Raw genomic sequence first — 19614 nt, forward strand, 5'->3', positions numbered from 1 at the left:
CTGGCTGTCGCCTCATTCAAGGAGCCGTAGGGTGGGCAAAGGCGCAAAGCGCCGTGCTCACCGGCCCCATATCCGCGGGGAAGGATTGGTGGGCACGGCGCAAGAGCGCCTTTGCCCACCCTACGAGAGCGAAACTACCCCGCGGCCATGCCGGCGCGGATCTCGGCGCGAAGCTCGTCGATCAGCTTGAGGCCCTTCTTGGTCTCGACGTGCCAGAAGGTCCAGCCGTTGCAGGCCTGCGCGCCTTGCGCCACGGCACCGATGCGGTGGATCGAGCCGACCTTGTCGCCCAGCATGATGGCGCCGTCGGCGCGCACGAGGGCGCCGAGCTTCTTCTTGGCATCGAACAGCTTCGTGCCGGGCATGATCATGCCGCGCTCGATCAGCTCGGAGAACGCCACCCGCGGTGCTTCGCGCGCGGTCATGAACGGGGCCAGGCTCGCTTCCGGCAGCGGCTCGACCTCGGCGATGCGCGCTTCGGCCGCCTTCGCGTAGGTCTTGTCGCGCTCGAAGCCGATATAGGAGCGGCCGAGACGCTTTGCGACCGCGCCGGTGGTGCCGGTGCCGTTGAAGGGATCGATCACGAGATCGCCGGGCTTGGACGAGGACAGCAGCACGCGCGCGAGCAGGCCTTCCGGCTTCTGCGTCGGATGCACTTTCTTGCCGTCGGCGCCCTTGAGGCGTTCCTCGCCGGTGCAGAGCGGGATCAGCCAGTCGGACCGCGCCTGCACGTCCTCGTTGGCGGCTTTCAGCGCCTCGTAGTTGAACGTGTAGCCCTTCGCCTTCTCGTCGCGCGCGGCCCAGATCATGGTCTCGTGCGCGTTGGTGAAGCGGCGGCCGCGGAAATTCGGCATCGGATTGGTCTTGCGCCAGACGATGTCGTTCAGGAGCCAGAAGCCGAGGTCCTGCATGATGGCGCCGACGCGGAAGATGTTGTGATAGGAGCCGATCACCCAGATCGTCGCCGAGGGCTTCATCGCGCGGCGGGCGGCAAGCAGCCAGGCGCGGGTGAAATCGTCATAGGCGGAGAACGAATCGAACTTGTCCCAGTCGTCGTCGACGGCATCGACATGGGATTCGTCGGGGCGCTTGAGATCGCCCTTGAGCTGGAGATTGTAGGGCGGATCGGCGAACACCAGGTCGACCGAACCAGCCTGAAGCTTCGACATCTCGGCGACGCAATCGCCGAGGATGATGCGATGCGAAGGAGACTCAAAATTTGTGCGGGGCGCCCTTGCAGACGCCCCGCGACGCGACTCTACCATGACTCAAGAACTCTGACTCAGGCGACGCTGTCGGCGACGCGGGACCAAACAACCGACTGACCGGTACATTGAAGCGGCAAAGTAAAAATCGACTTAACCCGCCGCTTTCGTGAGCAGCCCTTGCATCGCGTTCTGCGCGCGTCTCATCGTGCGCATTCGCCGTATTTTGCAGTGTATTTCGCGCTTGCTCGCGTCGCGGAAGCAATCGTGGCTTCAAAAAGGCTGCAAATTTCTCTCGGAAAAAATTGCTCGACCCTCGGAAAAATTTGCTGGCATCGACATGCTGTCGCACTAGGCAATTTTTGCCGGCCACGATATTGATAAAAGCAACGGAAATTTTACGTGTATGGCGCGTTGACCTTTCGCGTTGACGCGCACCGACGAAGCCGACGAAATTGAACCAGGGACCCCCCGGGGGAAGGCCGCCATGCGTTACGATGACTTCCGCCGCAGCGACGACGTTGAGGATCGTCGCGACGAAGGTGGTGGCTTTGGCGGCGGCGGAGGAGGCGGGTTCGGGCTGCCCATGGGCGGCCGCGGGCTCGGCATCGGTACCATCATCATCCTCGGCCTGGTCGGCTACGCCTTCGGCATCGATCCGCGGATCCTGATCGGCGGCGCCGAGATCCTCACTGGCGGCGGCCAGGCCCCGAGCTACCAGACCGATCGCCAGTCGTCTTCGACCTCGGCCAAGCGCGGCGCGCCGACCGACGAGGTGGGCAGCATGATCGCCGGCATCCTCGGCGAGATCGACGACCGCTGGAGCGAGATCTTCCAGGCCAGCGGTCAGAACTATACCGGTCCGAAGGTCGTGCTGTTCCGCAACGCCACCAATGGCGGCCGCTGCGGTATGGCGCAGTCGGCGATGGGCCCGTTCTATTGTCCGCCGGACCGTACCATCTTCCTCGACACCAGCTTCTTCCGCGAGGTCGAGACGCGCTTCCGCGGCTGCTCCGGCAAGTCGGCGTGCAATTTCACCACTGCCTACATCATCGCGCACGAGGCCGGCCATCACATCCAGAACCTGCTCGGCATCATTCCGCGCGTGACGCGGCTGCAGCAGCAGGCCGGCTCCAAGGCCGAGGCCAATGCGCTTCAGGTGAAGGTGGAATTGCAGGCCGACTGCCTGGCCGGCGTCTGGGTCAATCGCGAGGCCAAGAAGCGGCCGAACTTCCTGGAACCCGGCGACATCGACGCCGCGCTGACCACGGCAAGCGCAATCGGCGACGACACGCTGCAGCGCCAGGCCACGGGGCGGGTCGTGCCCGATTCCTTCACGCACGGCTCGGCCGCGCAACGCAAGCAGTGGTTCATGACCGGCTATCAGCAGGGCACGGTGCAGGCCTGTAATACGTTCGGCGGCGGTGCGATGTAGCCACGAGTTCGTGCCCCGGACGCAGCGCAGCACGAAGTGATGCGCTGCAGAGCCGGGGCCCACAATGCCGGTCTCCCAAGCCTCTAAGGTGGGTCCCGGCTCTGCGGCGCGGCGCCGATGCGCGGCACCTTGTCCGGGACACGAGAGAATCGCAGATGGCCTCGATCGACGAAACCAAACAATTCATCCCGCTCAACATCGCGGTGCTCACCGTGTCCGACACGCGCGCGCTCGCCGACGACAAGTCGGGCCAGACGCTGGCCGACCGCCTCACCGCCGCCGGCCATCACCTCGCCGCGCGCGAGATCGTCACCGACGACGTCGAGGCGATCCGCGCCGTGATCCGCCGCTGGATCGCGGATGCCGGTGTCGACGTCGTCATTACCACCGGCGGCACCGGCTTCACCGGCCGCGACGTCACACCGGAGGCGATCGAGCCGCTGTTCGAGAAGCGCATGGACGGCTTCTCGATCGCGTTCCACATGCTGAGCCACGCCAAGATCGGCGCATCGACGATCCAGAGCCGCGCCACCGCGGGCGTCGCGGGCGCGACCTACATCTTCTGCCTGCCGGGTTCACCCGGCGCCTGCCGCGACGGCTGGGACGGCATCCTCGCAGCCCAGCTCGACTACCGCACGCGCCCCTGCAATTTCGTCGAGATCATGCCGCGCCTGGACGAGCATCTGCGAAGGCCGAAGGCGCAGGGCGCGACGGTGTAGTTGCTCTTCTTCCTTCTCCCCTCATGTCCGCCGAAGCCTTGGCGAAGGCGGATGCGGGAGAAGGTGGCATAGGCGGCCTTCGGCCGCCGTTCCTAAGAACGCCGAAGCGAAGCTTCGGCTATGGCCCCGGATGAGGGGTATCCATCCGCGCGGAATGCTCGGAGAAGACATACCCCTCACCCAAGTGAGCTTCTGTCTACCAGCGGAGATGCCCTCTCCCACAAGGGGCGAGGGCACATTCATGCGCACCGCGCCCGCAGCAGGATCGTCAGAGATCCCGCTCCCACGTTTCCCCGACCAGATCGGCACCGAAGCTGTGGTGCCTCTCTTCCTTCACCAGCCTGAAGCCTGCACTTTGATAGATGCCGCGCGCGGCCACCAGAATGCTCTGCGTCCACAGTGTCATCTTGCTGTAGCCCCTTTCGCGCGCGCCCTGGATGCATTGCTCGACCAGGGCGCGGCCGACACCGAGCCCCCGCGCTTTCTTCTCGACCTGCAACAGGCGCAGCTTGGCGATCTCGTCTGTGGCCTTGACCAGGAAGATCGAGCCGACCGGCTCGCCGCCCACTTCCGCGATCCAGCAGTGCTCGCGCGCGGCGTCGTAGTTCCTGATGAACTGCGCGCAGATCTCGGCGACGAGCGCCTCGTAGCTGATGTCCCAGTTGTAGTCCGCGGCATAGGCGGCGCCCTGCCGCGAGATGACCCACCCCATGTCGCCGACGCGATGGCTGCGCAGCATGAAAGCCGCAGGCTGGCTTCGGCGTTGCTCCAGCACGGTCTCGATGGTCGCCATGGCCTGCGTGAGCCGCGTCGCATCGCTGACCGAAAGTCGGGCCAGCATCGCGGCGACCTCGTTTTGCGAGCTCAGGTTCAGCTTGGCGAAGGTCTGGCGGCCCTTGGCGGTGAGGCTGAGCTGGTATTGCCTGCGATCGGTGGGCAGTGGCCTTCGCGTGATCAGCCCTTTTTCGTCGAAGCTTTGCACGATACGGCTGAGATAGCCGGGGTCGAGACCAAGCTCGTTGCCGATCTCCTTGGCTGCGATGTCGTCGCGGTGCGCAAGCTCATAGAGCACCCGGGCCTCGCTGAGCGAAAACGGGGTTTTGCCAAGGTGCTGGTCGAGCACCCCAAGCTTGCGGGTATAGAAGCGGTTGAAGGCGCGGACTGATGCGATGTGGTCGTCGGCAGCTTCGAATGACATGGGGCACCTCGATATTTGCCATTGTCAAATAATTATTTGACTTTGGCAAGTATCTGCGGCGTCAGCCCGCCATCACGATCCGGCTGCGCAGCAGGGTGCGGGAGGAACGGCCGAGCCGCCGGAGCAGCCGTGCCTCGGAGCGGCGGGCCTGCGGGGGGTAGCCGCCGATCCGGTCGTAATGGGCACGCGCGATCAAAAGCCCCTGATCGCCGAGCGGGCCGACGAGCTTGCGTGCGACGGCGCGGAGGATGTCGCGCAGTCCGGTATCGGAGTACGGCGAGCGCGCATAGCGGAACACCGCGGCCCGGTCGCGCCCGCTGCTCGAGACGGCCTGGATGAACTGGGTGCTCTCCTCGATCCAGCCGGTTTCCAGCACCGCGCCGGCGGGAAGGAACATCAGCCACGGCGAACGGGCCTGGAGCGCGCCGGCGGCAAGGGCGGCCCCTTGCGACGATGTCTCGATGCCGATGAAACGGCAGCCCGCAACATCGGCGACGCGTTCGATGACGCCGTTGCCCGTGCTGTCGACCAGGAGCACTTCCCGGATGATGCCAGCGGCGGCCCCGGGAACGAGCGCGGCCAGTGTTGCAACTGCCGTCTGCTCCACGCCCTCGGTCGGAATGATGACGCTCAGCATGATTGAGACTTCAATGTCTGCACTTCGGGAGAAGCGTAGCTCTTCATGACGTTGTCATAAACACGTGGCGCCGCCGAGTGCAACTTTCCGGCGGCGCCTTGGCATGCGATGGTAAACCTCGCCGAGCCAAATATGTCCCGCGCACACTGGCAATACTGCCGAATGTTTCGGCACAAGCTCATCCGGACGGTATTGGTCCGGAGGTCTGCGGGGAAGCTGCGCGGCTCACGTGCGGTCCGCAATCGCGCAAGTAGAGGATGAGCCGCGACGAACCGGCGAACGGGAAAACGCAGATGATTTGGGCCGACGGAGGCTGCGCATGAGTGCCGACCAGATCGCCGCCAGCGCGACGGCAGCAACGCCGAAGCAGGACGTCGCACCGACGCTGCGGATCCGGGCGCTGATGCTGGGCGATCGCATCAATGCCTCCGGGCTCGAGCTCGGCGCGCTGGTGTCCTCGACCCCGGCCGCCTTCCGCGTCCATGCCGGTCTCGTCGTGGTCTTCCGCTATGGCGTCGTGGTGCTGATCGGTCTTCTGCCCTCGGAGGAGAAAGTGCTGATCGACAGCCTGAAGCCGCGGGTGATCGGCGAGCTCAGCCCCTATGAGGAGGAGACCGCGCAGGCGCAGCTCTGCAAGGACGAGAACGTCGAGGCGATCCAGCCGGGCGGGCCGATCTGCCTCGCCAAATTCTCCGACGACCGGCTGCTCCTGATCGCGGACGCGCTCGCCAAGAGCACGTCGCTGGCACGCGACGAGCGGCGCGTCGCCGCGGTCTTCGACGTGATCGAGCCCTTCGCGCGCAAGCTCGCCGAGCACGGCCGTACGCCGCCGCGGCGCAAGGGCATCCTGCAGCTGATCGGCAACGCGCTGCTGGTGCAGCAGCGCGTTGCCGGCCGCGTGGCCGTCGCCGAGAAACCCGACGTGCTCTGGGAGAAGCCCGAGCTCGACCGGCTCTACGCCCGTCTCGAGGACGAGTACGAGCTGAAGGAACGCCTCGACACGCTCGAGCGCAAGCTCACCGCGGTGTCGGAGACCGCCAACGCCCTGACCGACATCATCGACACTCAGCGCTCGCTCCGTCTCGAAATCGCGGTGGTGGTTCTGATCTTGATCGAGGTCGCGATGGGGTGCTTTCAGATCTTGTCGGGCACGCATTAATAGCGAGCTGCGCGTTGCTGTGCCCTCGCCCCTCATGTCGGCCGAAGCCTTGGCGAAGGCGGACGCGGGAGAGGGCCGCGCCGATGGTGAACACGAACTCACTAGGGTGAGGGATCTGTTTCCGCAAACTCGAATAGTGCGTTGTGACACGCGCTGTGGCCGCATTCTTCGTCATTGCGAGCGAAGCGAAGCAATCCAGAATCCTGCCGCAGAACCAGTCTGGATTGCTTCGCTTCGCTCGCAATGACGGGTTGGCTGACATCGCGCGCTAATCAAATCAGCTCTTCACCGTTCGCAGCGCTGTCACACAATGCCGCGCGATCATCAGTTCCTCGTTCGTCGGGATGGCGAACACATCAACGGTGTCTCCGTCTCCGCTGACACGCTCGCGCGCGGCATCGTTCGCAGTGGCATCGATGCGCACGCCGAGCCAGCCCAGGCGTTTACCAATCGCACTGCGGATCTCCTTTGCATGCTCGCCGATGCCCCCGGTGAAGACGAGGCAGTCCAGTCCGCCAAGCGTGGTCGCCATCATCGCGATCTGCTGCGAGGCGCGGAGCACAAAGAGCTCGATCGCCTCGTGCGCCGCGACTGAGCCGCTCGCGAGCAGCGTGCGCATGTCGGCGGAGAGGCCGGACACGCCGAGCAGGCCGGACTCGTGATAGAGCAGGTGCTGGACGTCCTCGACCGGCATGTTGTCGTGCTGTTGCAGATAGAGCAGCACGCCGGGATCGATCGTGCCGCAGCGCGTGCCCATGACGAGGCCGTCGAGCGGCGTCAGTCCCATCGTGGTGTCGAGGCTGCGGCCATCGCGCAGCGCGCACAGGCTCGCACCATTGCCGAGATGGGCGATCACGGTGCGTTTTGCGACGAGCTCAGGTGCGATCTCGGCGAGGCGGCTCGCGACATATTCGAAGGAGAGGCCGTGGAAACCGTAGCGCCGGAGGCCGCGTTGCTCGAATCGCCCGGGAATCGCGAAGCGGCGCGCGGGCGGCGACAGGCTGTGGTGAAACGCGGTGTCGAAGCAGGCGATCTGCACCAGATCCGGTTGGATCGCCTGGATGGTGCGCACCGGCTCCAGGCATCGCGGCTGGTGCAGCGGCGCCAGCGGCGTCAGCGCCTCCAGCCTGGCGTAGACCTCGTCCGTCAGCACGACCGGGCCGGAATAGTCCGGCCCGCCGTGGACGATGCGGTGACCGACGGCGCGCAATCGATGCTCACCGAAACGCTTCGCCATGAAGGCCAGCACATCGGCGAACAGATGATTGCTGTCCGCATCCGAGCCGTCCTTGCGCTTCTCGAACAGATCCTCTCCCGCCGGGCTCTTCACCACGAGCCGTGGCGTTGTCTCGTGCTCGTCGAGCAGGCCGTTGCAGAGCAGGGCGGGACCGGATGCCGCCAGCTCGAACAGGCCGAACTTGATGCTCGACGATCCCGAGTTGAGGACGAGGACGGACGTTGTCATGGCGTCAGCCAATCTTGCCCGGCCAGACCCAGTCGCGAACCTCCGGCATGTCCTCGCCATGCTCGCGGACATAGCGGGAATGCTCGATCAGCTTGTCGCGGAACTGCTGCTTCACCCGCGCCGCCCTGGTCGCGAGATCAGGCACGCGCTCGATCGCCTCGATCGCAAGATGGTAGCGGTCGAGCCCGTTGAGCACGACCATGTCGAACGGCGTCGTCGTGGTGCCTTCCTCGGCAAAGCCCCGCACATGCATGCCGGCATGGTTGGTGCGGTTATAGGTCAGCCGGTGAATGAGGTAAGGGTAGCCGTGATAGGCGAAGATCACCGGCTTGTCCGACGTGAACAGGCTGTCGAAGTCGCGGTCGGACAGCCCGTGCGGATGCTGCTCCCGAGGTTGCAGCGTCATGAGGTCGACGACGTTGATGACGCGGATCTTCAAATCAGGCAGCGCCTTGCGCAGGAGGTCGACGGCGGCGAGCGTCTCCAGCGTCGGCACGTCGCCGGCGCAGGCCATCACCACGTCCGGCTCGGCGTTTGCATCCTGCGTGCCGGCCCAGCTCCAGATGCCGATGCCGGCATCGCAATGCGTGGCTGCCTCCTGCATCGAGAGCCATTGCGGCGACGGCTGCTTGCCGGCGACGATCACGTTGATGCGGTTGTAGGTGCGCAGGCAGTGATCGGCGATCCACAACAGCGTGTTGGCGTCCGGCGGAAAGTAGATGCGGACGATGTCGGCCTTCTTGTTGGCGACGAGGTCGACGAAACCGGGATCCTGGTGGCTGAAGCCGTTATGGTCCTGCCGCCAGACATGCGAGGTCAGCAGATAGTTGAGCGAGGCGATCGGTCGCCGCCATGGCAGATGCCGCGTCACCTTCAGCCATTTGGCGTGCTGGTTGAACATGGAATCGACGATGTGGATGAAGGCCTCGTAGCACGAGAAGAATCCGTGCCGCCCGGTGAGCAGATAGCCTTCGAGCCAGCCCTGGCAAAGATGCTCGCTCAGCACCTCCATCACGCGGCCGTCCTGCGCGAGGTGCACGTCGTAGGGTTCGGTCGGCTCCATCCAGACGCGTTCAGTGGCCTCGAACACCGCGTCCAGCCGGTTTGACGCGGTCTCGTCCGGGCCCATGATGCGGAAATTGCGCTCCTTCGCGTTGAGGCGGATGACGTCGCGCAGGAATTTGCCGAGCTCGCGTGTCGCCTCCGCCACGACACCGCCGGGGTCCGGCACTTCGATCGCAAAACTGCGAAAGTCCGGCAGCTTCAGCTCCTTCTTCAGGAGGCCGCCATTGGCGTGCGGATTGGCACCCATGCGGCGATGGCCGTCGGGCGCCAGCGCCTGAAGCTCGGGAATGAGCGCGCCGCTAGCATCGAACAGTTTGTCCGGCTCGTAGCTGCGCATCCAGTCTTCGAGGACCTTCAGATGCGCCGGGTTCTCGCGGCAGCCCGCCACAGGCACCTGGTGTGCGCGCCAAAAACCCTCGACCTTCTTGCCGTCGACCTCCTTGGGGCCGGTCCAGCCCTTGGGGCTGCGCAGCACGATCATCGGCCAGCGCGGCCGCTCGACGCTCTTCCGTCCGTCGCGGGCGTGTTGCTGGATCGAGCGGATGCTGGCGAGCGCGACGTCGAGCGCGTCTGCCATGGCCTGGTGCATCACTTTCGGATCGTCGCCCTCGACGAACAGCGGTTCGTGGCCGAACCCGCGGAAGAGGTCGCGGATCTCCTCGTCCCGCATCCGTCCGAGCACGGTCGGGTTGGCGATCTTGTAGCCGTTGAGGTGCAGGATCGGCAGCACCGCGCCGTCATGGGCTGGGTTGAGGAACTTGTTGGAGTGCCAGGACGCAGCGAGAGGACCGGTCTCGGCCTCGCCGTCGCCGACCACGCAGGCCACGATCACGTCGGGATTGTCCAGCGCCGCACCATAGGCGTGCACCAGCGCGTAGCCGAGCTCGCCGCCCTCGTGGATCGAGCCCGGCGTCTCCGGCGCCGCATGGCTCGGAATGCCGCCGGGGAAGGAGAACTGCCTGAACAGCTTGCGCAATCCGTCCGCATCGCGGGCGATGTCCGGATAGATCTCGCTGTAGCTGCCTTCCAGATAGGTGTTGGCGACCATGCCCGGGCCGCCATGGCCGGGGCCGCAGACGTAGATCACGCTGAGGTCCAGCGCGCGGATGACGCGGTTGAGATGGGCATAGATGAAGTTCAACCCGGGCGTCGTGCCCCAATGGCCGAGCAGGCGCGGCTTGATGTGCTCGGGCCGCAGCGGCTCGCGCAGCAGCGGATTGTCGAGCAGGTAGATTTGCCCGACGGAGAGGTAGTTCGCTGCGCGCCAATAGCGATCGAGCAGATCGAGGTCGCTGCTCGCCGTTTCCGATTGTTGTTGATTTGTCATGTTGATGCCGACCTTCACCTGTCGATCATTTTGGCGATCGTCACCAACTTTGTTCCGGCGCGATCGATCCCTGTCCGGCATCAAACGAGATCGTCGTGGCGGAGTGTTGCGTAAGGTCAAAGGCGCGCGCCCGAAATTTGGGCGGCTACTGTGCATGGGGTTGTTTTCGCGTTTTTTGTTTGTGTTCTTGATTTGTTCCGTTTGCATGCTATCTTGGCTGCATGAGTCCAGCATCCTCTCATGCTCTCAAGCACCCGCCGGTCAAGGCGCCCTCCGAGCCGGCGGGTGCGGACTCTGATTTCCCCGAGCTCGGCGTCGCCATCGACCGCGCGCGCAGGCGCGGGCGGGGCGCGCAGTCCAATGCCAGCGGTCGCTACGAGGCCGAGGCCCGCGTCGCCTTCGACGATGGCTGGCACAGCCTGGAGGAGCTGCCGCCGTTCAAGACCAGCGTCGGCGTCGACACCTCGCGCAAGGTGATCACCCGCAACGATTCCCCCGATATCGGCTTCGATCGCTCCATCAATCCCTATCGGGGCTGCGAGCACGGCTGCGTCTATTGCTTCGCGCGGCCGACCCATGCCTATCTCGGCCTGTCGCCCGGGCTCGACTTCGAGTCAAAACTGTTCGCCAAGCCCGAGGCACCGGCTTTGCTCGAGAAGGAGCTCGCCGCGTCAGGCTACGAGCCGCGGATGATTGCGATCGGCACCAACACCGATCCCTATCAGCCGATCGAGCGCGAGCGGAAGATCATGCGCGGCATCCTTGAGGTGCTGGAGCGCGCCGGGCATCCCGTCGGCATCGTCACCAAGTCGGCGCTGGTGGTGCGCGACATCGACATTCTCGCGCGGATGGCCAAGCGCAATCTCGCCAAGGTCGCGATCTCGGTCACCTCGCTCGATCCGAAGCTCGCGCGCACCATGGAGCCGCGCGCCGCGACGCCGCCGAAGCGGCTGGAGGCGCTGAAGCAGCTCTCGGAGGCCGGCATTCCGACCACGGTGATGGTCGCGCCCGTGATCCCCGCGCTGAACGATTCCGAGATCGAGCGCATCCTCGATGCCGCCGCCCATGCCGGGGTCAAGGAAGCCTCCTACGTGCTGCTGCGGCTGCCGCTGGAGGTGCGCGATCTCTTCCGCGAATGGCTGATGGCGAACTATCCGGATCGCTATCGTCACGTCTTCACGCTGATCCGCGACATGCGCGGCGGCCGCGACTACGATGCGAAGTGGGGCGAGCGGATGAAGGGAACCGGCCCGATGGCCTGGACCATCGGCCGCCGCTTCGAGATCGCCTGCGAACGGCTCGGCCTCAACAAGCGCCGCTCCAAGCTGACCACGGATCACTTTGCGCGGCCGAAGCGGAACGGCGATCAGCTCAGCCTGTTCTGACCCGAGATTTGGAAGAGGCTCTTCATGGCCACGGAACTCACTGTGCCGGTGCCGCGGCTCACCGTCATCACGTTAGGTGTGAGCGACATCCGCGCCAGCATCGCCTTTTACGACGCGCTCGGCTTTTCGCGCCGGCTGAAGGCGACCGGCGAGGCCGTCGCGTTCTACGAGACCGGTGGTCCGGTGATCGCCTTATATCCCTGGGATCAGCTCGCTGCCGACGCGGCGTTGCCGGACAATCCGAGGCCGCAGGCCTTTCGCGGGATGACGCTCGCCTGGAACTGCCGGACGCGCGAGGAGGTCGATGCGGTGCTGGCCTTCGCCCTCGGGAAGGGGGCGGCCTTGCTGAAAGCTGCGCACGAGACCGATTACGGCGGCTATTCCGGCTATTTCACGGACCCTGACGGCCATCCCTGGGAGGTCGTGGTCGCACCCGGCATCGAGGTCGGCGAGGATCGGCGGGTGCATCTGGCCGAGTAGCGGTCGTCACCTGAATAACGGGAATTGCGACGGGTTCCCGGTTGCGCTGGTCGGGCCGCTTGCGCACGATCCCGCCCATGATTCGGGACAAGTCTGCCAGGAAGCCGGCCAAGGGCACGCCAGGGAAGGGCGCGCCAGAGAAGGGTGCTGCGAGAAAAGCTGCGCCTTCCAAGACAGCCAAAGCGCCGGCCGGGAAGAAAGGCATCATCGCCATCGCCCCGCCGAGCTTTCGCCGCGAGCGCGCGCTGATCAAGCGCGGTGTCTGGCCGGTCGCCGGTTGCGACGAGGCCGGCCGTGGCCCGCTCGCCGGCCCCGTGGTGGCGGCGGCGGTGATTCTCGACCCCGACCGCATCCCGCGCGGCATCGACGATTCCAAGCGCCTGACGGCCGAGGAGCGCGAAAAGCTGTTCGACAAGATCTGCGCCACGGCGCAGGTTTCGGTTGCCGTCGCCTCGCCCTCGCGGATCGACCGCGACAACATCCTGCGTGCCTCGCTGTGGGCGCTGAAGCGCGCGGTGGTGGCGCTGCCCGAACCGCCGAGACACGTCTTTGTCGATGGCCGCGACCGGCTCGACACGGAATGCGATTGCGAGGCGGTGATCGGCGGCGACGGTATCGTGCTGTCGATTGCAGCGGCGTCCATCGTCGCCAAGGTCACCCGCGACCGGCTGATGTGCGCGCTGGCGCAGGACTGTCCCGGCTACGGTTTCGAGCAGCACAAGGGCTACGCCGTGCCTGAGCATCTCGACGCGCTCGATCGTCTCGGCCCCTCCATTCACCACCGCAGCTTCTTCGCGCCCGTCGTCGCCGCCCGCGCCAAGCACATGCCGTGGACGGTCGAGCCGGTGCAGGACTTGTTCTCGGTGACCGAGGTCGAGGTGCAGTTGGACGCGGGCGTGGAGATCGATGTCTCCGCAAATCTCTAGGGCCATGCACCGCAGCCTCCGCATCGTCATGGCCGGGCTTGACCCGGCCGTCCACGTCTTTGCTGCTTGCTCCGAAATACGTGGATGCCCGGGACAAGCCCGGGCATGACGACCTGCGGCGGTTGCCACGACTCGTGACGCCCTTTATCAAAACGGATGTGAGCGAATAGGGCCGGCTGGACGGGTTGGCTGCATCTTTCGGACGTTGCATGCGCTTTACCTCCCTGGTCATCGAGCTCATTCGCGCCCGGCCGCGGCTGATCGTGTGGATCGCCGTGCTGCTGCAGGCTGCGATGTGGCTGTTCGTCGCGCTGGTGTTCTACCGCAGCCCGCCCGGCAGCCTCGCGACGCTGCTGGCCTTCGGCCGGGAGTACCAGGTCGGCACCGACCTCGGCCCGCCCCTGCCGGTTTGGCTCGCCGACATCGCCTATCGCGCCGCCGGCGGCCACATGCTGGGCGTCTATGTGCTCGCCCAGCTCTGCGAGATCGCGACCTTCATTGCGCTCTACCATCTCTCCCGCGCCGTGGTCGGCTCGCAGCAGGCGGTGCTCGCCGTCCTGTTGACCATGACGGTGCTGGCCTTTTCCTCCTCTGCGCTCGACTTCGGCCCCCTGGTGCTGGCGCGGCCGCTCTGGGCGCTCCTGCTGCTGCACTCCTGGCAGATCATCGGCCAGCGACGCGGCAATGCCTGGTTCGCCTGGTCGATCGAGGCAGGCCTCCTGTTATTGACCACGCCCGCCGCGATCTTCCTCCTCCTGCTGATCGTCGCCTTCGCGGTCTCGACCACCGGCGGCCGCAGGACGCTGCGCGGACTAGACCCACTGTTCGCGCTGATCGTCGTCGCCGTGCTGGCGCTGCCCTATGCGGTCTGGCTGATGCGTGCTGAAACGCTGACGCTGCCGGCCTTGCCGCAGGTTCCGGAGCTCAATGCTCGCGCGCTGCACGCGGCCTGGCTGCTTGGTGGGCTCGTGCTTGGCGCGGCGGCGATCCCCGCACTGACCTTCCTCAACGCCGGCCTGTTTGCCGACAAGGGCGAGGAGCCGCCGATCATCTACCGGCCGTCGGTCGCGCCGGTCGCGCGCAACTTCGTCTATTTCTTCGCGCTCGCACCTGCCCTCGGCGCGGTGCTGATCTCCGGCCTGCTCGGGTTCGAATCCGTCGTTGGCGGCGCCGGTGTCGTGCTGGTGATGTCCGGGCTTGCCGTGGTCGTTACGGCTGGCGATCTCATCGCGATGCGCCGCGCGCGGATGCTGCGCCTGGTCTGGGCCGCCGCGGTCGTGGCGCCCGCCATCGGCGTCGTGCTCGCCGTCCTGCTCCTCCCCTGGACCGGCACCAACGAGATCACCACCTCGATGCCGGCGCGCGCGATCTCGGATTTCTTCGACGAGAGTTTCGCCCGCCGCACCAACCATCGCCTGCGCGCCGTTGCCGGCGAGACCCAGCTTGCGAGCCTGATCACGCTGCATTCCGGCCGCCCGCATCTCTTCATCGACGCCGACCCGGCCCGGACGCCATGGATGAATCAGGCCAGGTTCAGCGAGACCGGCGGCGTGGTGGTCTGGCGCGCCTCCGATACCGCCGGCACCCCGCCGCCGGAGATCCTCAAGCGCTTCCCCGACATCGTACCCGAAGTCCCGCGCGCCTTCGAATGGCTGGTCACCGGCCGCCAGCAGCTCTTGCGCATCGGCTGGGCCATCGTGCGGCCGAAAGGGATGTGAGGCCGGTCTCGTGCCCCGGACGCTGCGCATCGCGAAGCGGTGCGCTGCAGAGCCGGGGCCCATCTCGCCGCATCGTACTGTGCTGCTTTCTGGGTCCCGGCTCTGCGGAGCGTCACTGCGTGCCGCACCGCGTCCGGGACACGAGCATCATCCCGCAAGCGCCTTCGCGATCGCGCGCAGGTCCTGCCAGGCCAGCCGCTTGTACGCCGGCGAGCGCAACAGATACGCCGGATGGAACGTCGGCAACGCGCGGATGGTGCGCTGGCCGGTCTCGTAGTCGAACCAGCGTCCGCGGGTGCGCATGATGCCTTCACGCGTCGACAGCAGCGTCTGCGTCGAGGGATTACCGAGCGTCACCAGCACATCCGGATTCACCAGCTCGATCTGGCGTTGGATGAAGGGCAGGCAAATCTGCGTCTCCTGCGGCGTCGGGGTGCGGTTGCCGGGCGGCCGCCAGGGAATGACGTTGGCGATGTAGGCCGTGGTGCGGTTGAGGCCTATGGCTCCTATCATCAGATCGAGCAGCTTGCCGCTGCGCCCGACGAAGGGCAGCCCTTCGATGTCCTCGTCGCGGCCCGGCGCCTCGCCGACGAACATGATGCGCGCATCGGGATTGCCGTCGGCAAACACCAGCCGCGTCGCAGTGTGCTTCAGCGCGCAGCCCTCGAAATTCTGCATCAGCTCGCGGAGGGCTTCCAGCGTCGGCGCGGTGCGCGCGGCCTCGCGTGCGGACGCGGTCGCGACGTCGGGTGCAGGGGCAGCCTCGCCGCGCATGACGGTGGGCGCAGCGACCGGCCGCGGCGCTTCGACCGCCGGCGCCGCGCGCGGGGCCGGCGGCGGGGCATCCAATTCCGCCAGGCGGTCGATCGGTTCCTCCGCGAGCGCGCAGTCGACACCGGCCTCCAGATAGAAGGCGAGAAGCTCTCGGACGGTGGGTGCGGGTTCGGGGATCATTTGGAAAGTCAGACTTCTATATCAGTTTGGGTCGCCTTGCATCCCAGCGAAATGCATTTCCGAGGTTGTCCTACCCGAAAAAATCGGAAACAAGAGGGCGCAATCGACCAAGGATCGTCTCAAGGGCTGAGATCAGATGAGCACCGAAGAACTTCCTCCGCGCGAATCCATGGAATTCGACGTCGTCATCGTCGGCGCCGGCCCCTCGGGCCTGGCCGCGGCGATCCGGCTGAAGCAGCTCAACGCCGATCTCAACGTCGTCGTGGTGGAGAAGGGCTCCGAGGTCGGCGCGCATATTCTCTCCGGCGCCGTGATCGACCCGTCCGGGCTCGACAAGCTCATTCCGGATTGGCGCGAGGATTCCGACTGCCCGCTGAAGACGCAGGTGAAGGACGACCGCTTCTTCTGGATGACCGGCGACGGCGCAATCAAGCTGCCGAACTTCATCATGCCGCCTCTGATGCACAACCATCATTGCTACATCGGTTCGCTCGGCAATGTCTGTCGCTGGCTGGCGCGCAAGGCCGAGGCGCTCGGGGTCGAGATCTATCCGGGCTTTGCCGCCGCGGAAGTGCTCTATGACGAGGACGGCAAGGTCAAGGGCATCGCCACCGGTGACATGGGCATCGGCCGCGACGGCAAGCCGAAGGACTCCTTCACTCGCGGCATGGAATTGCTCGGCAAGTACACGCTGTTCGCCGAAGGTGCCCGCGGCAGCCTGACCAAACTGCTGATCAACAAATTCGCGCTGGATGCCAAGAGCGAGCCGCCGAAGTTCGGCATCGGCCTCAAGGAAGTCTGGCAGATCGATCCCGCCAAGCACCAGAAGGGCCTGATCCAGCATTCCTTCGGCTGGCCGCTCGATATGAAGACCGGCGGTGGCTCGTTCCTCTATCACTATGACGACAACCTCGTTGCCGTCGGCTTCGTCGTGCATCTCAACTACGACGATCCCTATCTGTCGCCGTTCGACGAATTCCAGCGCTTCAAGACCCATCCGTCGATCCGCGGCACGTTCGAGGGCGCCAAGCGGCTCGCTTACGGCGCGCGCGCCATCACCGAGGGCGGCTATCAGTCGGTGCCGAAGCTCAGCTTCCCCGGCGGCGCGCTGATCGGCTGCGCGGCCGGCTTCGTCAACGTGCCGCGCATCAAGGGCGTGCACAATGCGATGGGCACCGGCATGCTCGCGGCCGAGCATGTCGCCGCCGCGCTGGCGGCCGATCGTGCCAATGACGAGCTCGTCGAATACGAGAACGCCTGGCGATCCTCATCGGTCGGCAAGGATCTGTTCCTGGTCCGCAACGTCAAGCCGTTGTGGTCGAAGTTCGGCACCGTGATCGGCGTCGCACTCGGCGGCTTCGACATGTGGTGCAACACGCTGTTCGGCGCGTCGCTGTTCGGCACGCAGTCACATGTCAAGCACGACCGCGCCACGCTCGATCCGGCCAAGCAGCATGCGCCCAAGAACTACCCGAAGCCCGACGGCAAGATCTCGTTCGACAAGCTCTCGTCGGTGTTCCTGTCCAACACCAATCATGAGGAGGACCAGCCGGTCCATCTCAAGGTCACGGACATGAACCTCCAGAAGACCTCCGAGCACGACGTCTACGCCGGTCCCTCGAACCGCTATTGTCCGGCTGGCGTGTATGAGTGGGTCGAGGAGGGGACGAGCCCGCGTTTCCAGATCAACGCCCAGAATTGCGTCCACTGCAAAACCTGCGACGTGAAGGACCCCAACGGTAACATCACCTGGGTTCCCCCGGAGGGTGGTGGTGGCCCGAACTACGAGGCCATGTAAGCCGGTATCGTGCAGCCAGGGCCGATGTGACCCAGGTTACTGGCCCCCGGCAATGTGACGCACGTTCGCGTGAGGACCGGGTCGCGGGAGCGGCCCGCGGCCACGATAAGGCCATAGTAGCGGCGTCTTGGGGCGCTGTTGGCGGATCACTTGGCCGATTTGGGGACGTGCGACAGGAATCGCCCGGTCCGAATCCTTGCGGCGACGCGCCAAAAGCGGCATTGTCGGCCTGACGGTTCCGGGTCCCGATGCCACCGGCCGCGTTCGCATGCGATACGGCCTTCTGCTGCAAACCCAGGCACTACCAACTCAAGGCGAGCCCTGATGTTCTCAAATCGTTTCAACCGCTGGACTGCTGCCGCCATCGCCCTGATGGGCACTGCGATCGTGGCGGTCCCCGGCGCGGTCCTGGCGCAGACGCCGGATCATCCGGAGAGCACGGCGGCGCAGTTTCCGACCCGAAACGATCTGAAGTCGCTGACCGGTGCCGGCAGCTATCTCGCCGCCCGCCACGCCAGCGTCGAGCGCGACGCGGCCTCGGCCGCCGCATTCTACCGCTCGGCCTTGCGTACCGATCCGAAAAACAACGAACTGCTCGACCGTGCCTTCATCTCGTCGGTCGCCGACGGCGACATCGACGAGGCGGTCAAGCTCGCCGAACGCATCCTCACCATCGACAAGACCAACCGCGTCGCCCGGCTCGTCGTTGGCGTGCATGATCTCAAGCTGAAGAAGTACGCGACGGCGCAAACCAACATCAACCAGTCGATCCGTGGTCCGATCACCGATCTCGTCGCCACGCTGCTGTCAGGCTGGGCCGCCTATGGTGCGGGCGATGCCAAGGGCGGCGTCGCCACCATCGACAAGCTCGCCGGTCCGGAATGGTATCCGCTGTTCAAGGACCTCCATGCCGGCATGATCCTCGAGCTCTCCGGCAAGGAGAAGGACGCCGGCACCCGCTTCGAGCGCGCCTACAAGCTCGACGATTCCATGCTGCGCGTGACCGAGGCCTATGCGCGCTGGCTGTCGCGCAACAAGGATGCCGCCGCCGCCACCACCGTCTACCAGGCCTTCGACAAGAAGCTCGCGCGTCATCCGCTGATCCAGGAAGGTCTGCGCGACACCAAGGCCGGCAAGAAGATGTCGCCGCTCGTCGATTCCGCGCAAGCCGGCGCCGCCGAAGCCCTCTACGGCATCGGCGCCACGCTGACCCGCCGCGGCGGCGAGGATCTCGCGCTGGTCTATCTCCAGCTCGCGCTCTACCTGCAGCCGACCCATCCGCTGGCGCTGCTCTCCCTCGCCGATCTCTATGAATCGGTGAAGCGGCCCCAGATGGCGATCAAGGTCTATGAGCGGGTGCCCGCGACCTCGCCGCTCAAGCGCAACGCGCAGATCCAGCTCGCCATTGACCTCGATTCCGCCGATCGCACCGACGAGGCGATCAAGATCCTCAAAGGCGTCACGACCGATGATTCCAAGGATCTCGAGGCCATCATGGCGCTCGGCAATATCGAGCGCGGCCGCAAGAAGTTCGGCGATTGCGGCACGACCTATTCGCGGGGCATCGAGGTGCTGCCGGCCGGCAACGACAAGGCCAACAGCGTCTGGTACTATTATCGCGGCATCTGCGAGGAGCGCTCCAAGCAGTGGAGCAAGGCCGAGGCCGACATGAAGAAGGCGCTGGAACTCCAGCCCGACCAGCCTCACGTCCTCAACTATCTCGGCTATTCCTGGATCGACCAGGGCGTGAATCTCGACGAAGGCATGAAGATGATCAAGCGTGCCGTCGAGCAGCGTCCCGACGACGGCTATATCGTCGATTCCCTCGGCTGGGCCTATTACCGCATCGGCAATTACGAGGAGGCGGTGAAGAACCTCGAGCGCGCGATCGATCTCAAGCCCGAGGATCCCACCATCAACGATCATCTCGGCGACGCCTATTGGCGCGTCGGCCGCACGCTGGAAGCGAAATTCCAGTGGTCGCACGCGCGCGATCTCAAGCCCGAGCCGGAAGAACTGCCGAAGATCGAGGCCAAGCTCGCCAACGGTCTTCCGGACGACAATTCGAACTCTTCCGCGGCGCAGGCCGAGAAGAAGAAGGACGACGGCAAGGGCGGTTGAGCTGAGTGAAGTTGGGGGCGTG

At 65.5% G+C, this 19614-nt stretch carries 15 protein-coding genes; 9 read left to right on the forward strand and 6 right to left on the reverse strand.

Annotation, left to right across the window (positions count from 1 at the left end):
• Positions 1 to 134: 134 nt before the first annotated feature.
• The gene (locus HAP40_RS10320; RefSeq protein ID WP_166817906.1) at positions 135 to 1265 is read right to left on the reverse strand and encodes a site-specific DNA-methyltransferase; all 1131 of its coding nucleotides are present in this window, start codon (positions 1263 to 1265) and stop codon (positions 135 to 137) included.
• A 427-nt stretch (positions 1266 to 1692) separates the two neighbouring features.
• Between HAP40_RS10320 and ypfJ the strand changes: the two genes are divergently transcribed.
• Complete coding sequence (gene ypfJ / locus HAP40_RS10325) at positions 1693 to 2640, forward strand: KPN_02809 family neutral zinc metallopeptidase (RefSeq protein ID WP_166817905.1); 948 nt, start codon at positions 1693 to 1695, stop codon at positions 2638 to 2640.
• A gap of 155 nt (positions 2641 to 2795) precedes the next feature.
• Positions 2796 to 3359, forward strand: coding sequence for a molybdenum cofactor biosynthesis protein B (moaB, locus tag HAP40_RS10330; RefSeq protein ID WP_166817904.1), 564 nt, complete (start codon positions 2796 to 2798; stop codon positions 3357 to 3359).
• 268 nt (positions 3360 to 3627) lie between these two features.
• Here the strand turns inward: moaB and HAP40_RS10335 are convergent, their stop codons facing one another.
• Positions 3628 to 4557, reverse strand: a complete 930-nt coding sequence (locus HAP40_RS10335) for a bifunctional helix-turn-helix transcriptional regulator/GNAT family N-acetyltransferase (protein WP_166817903.1) — start codon at positions 4555 to 4557, stop codon at positions 3628 to 3630.
• Positions 4558 to 4618: 61 nt separating this feature from the next.
• Positions 4619 to 5194 carry a glycosyl transferase gene (locus HAP40_RS10340; RefSeq protein WP_166817902.1) on the reverse strand — a complete coding sequence of 192 codons (576 nt, stop codon included), beginning with the start codon at positions 5192 to 5194 and terminating at the stop codon, positions 4619 to 4621.
• A 319-nt stretch (positions 5195 to 5513) separates the two neighbouring features.
• Between HAP40_RS10340 and HAP40_RS10345 the strand changes: the two genes are divergently transcribed.
• Positions 5514 to 6353, forward strand: coding sequence for an RMD1 family protein (locus HAP40_RS10345; protein WP_166817901.1), 840 nt, complete (start codon positions 5514 to 5516; stop codon positions 6351 to 6353).
• 277 nt (positions 6354 to 6630) lie between these two features.
• Here HAP40_RS10345 and HAP40_RS10350 read toward each other — a convergent pair whose 3' ends face one another.
• Together HAP40_RS10350 and HAP40_RS10355 are read right to left on the reverse strand one after the other, a co-directional pair.
• Entirely contained in the window at positions 6631 to 7818 is a 1188-nt protein-coding gene (locus HAP40_RS10350) for an acetate/propionate family kinase (RefSeq protein WP_166817900.1), read from the reverse strand.
• Positions 7819 to 7822: 4 nt separating this feature from the next.
• A complete protein-coding gene (locus HAP40_RS10355) occupies positions 7823 to 10210 on the reverse strand; it encodes a phosphoketolase family protein (RefSeq protein ID WP_166817899.1) in 2388 nt (795 codons plus the stop codon).
• A gap of 221 nt (positions 10211 to 10431) precedes the next feature.
• On the opposite strand from HAP40_RS10355, the gene HAP40_RS10360 reads away from it, so the two are divergent.
• The 4 genes from HAP40_RS10360 to HAP40_RS10375 all read left to right on the forward strand — a co-directional run bounded on the left by HAP40_RS10360 (position 10432) and on the right by HAP40_RS10375 (position 14719).
• Positions 10432 to 11595, forward strand: a complete 1164-nt coding sequence (locus HAP40_RS10360; protein ID WP_166817898.1) for a PA0069 family radical SAM protein — start codon at positions 10432 to 10434, stop codon at positions 11593 to 11595.
• A 24-nt stretch (positions 11596 to 11619) separates the two neighbouring features.
• The gene (locus HAP40_RS10365; RefSeq protein ID WP_166817897.1) at positions 11620 to 12075 is read left to right on the forward strand and encodes a VOC family protein; all 456 of its coding nucleotides are present in this window, start codon (positions 11620 to 11622) and stop codon (positions 12073 to 12075) included.
• A gap of 77 nt (positions 12076 to 12152) precedes the next feature.
• Entirely contained in the window at positions 12153 to 13001 is an 849-nt protein-coding gene (locus HAP40_RS10370) for a ribonuclease HII (protein WP_166817896.1), read from the forward strand.
• Positions 13002 to 13210: 209 nt separating this feature from the next.
• Complete coding sequence (locus HAP40_RS10375; protein ID WP_166817895.1) at positions 13211 to 14719, forward strand: glycosyltransferase family 39 protein; 1509 nt, start codon at positions 13211 to 13213, stop codon at positions 14717 to 14719.
• 147 nt (positions 14720 to 14866) lie between these two features.
• On the opposite strand, the gene HAP40_RS10380 is transcribed toward HAP40_RS10375, so the two are convergent.
• Complete coding sequence (locus HAP40_RS10380) at positions 14867 to 15673, reverse strand: uracil-DNA glycosylase (protein ID WP_166817894.1); 807 nt, start codon at positions 15671 to 15673, stop codon at positions 14867 to 14869.
• Between the two features lie 136 nt (positions 15674 to 15809).
• Between HAP40_RS10380 and HAP40_RS10385 the strand changes: the two genes are divergently transcribed.
• Positions 15810 to 17471 carry an electron transfer flavoprotein-ubiquinone oxidoreductase gene (locus tag HAP40_RS10385; RefSeq protein WP_166817893.1) on the forward strand — a complete coding sequence of 554 codons (1662 nt, stop codon included), beginning with the start codon at positions 15810 to 15812 and terminating at the stop codon, positions 17469 to 17471.
• Between the two features lie 324 nt (positions 17472 to 17795).
• A complete protein-coding gene (locus HAP40_RS10390) occupies positions 17796 to 19592 on the forward strand; it encodes a tetratricopeptide repeat protein (RefSeq protein WP_166817892.1) in 1797 nt (598 codons plus the stop codon).
• Positions 19593 to 19614 lie beyond the last annotated feature (22 nt).

This window comes from Bradyrhizobium sp. 1(2017) (genome assembly GCF_011602485.2).
Taxonomy (GTDB): domain Bacteria; phylum Pseudomonadota; class Alphaproteobacteria; order Rhizobiales; family Xanthobacteraceae; genus Bradyrhizobium.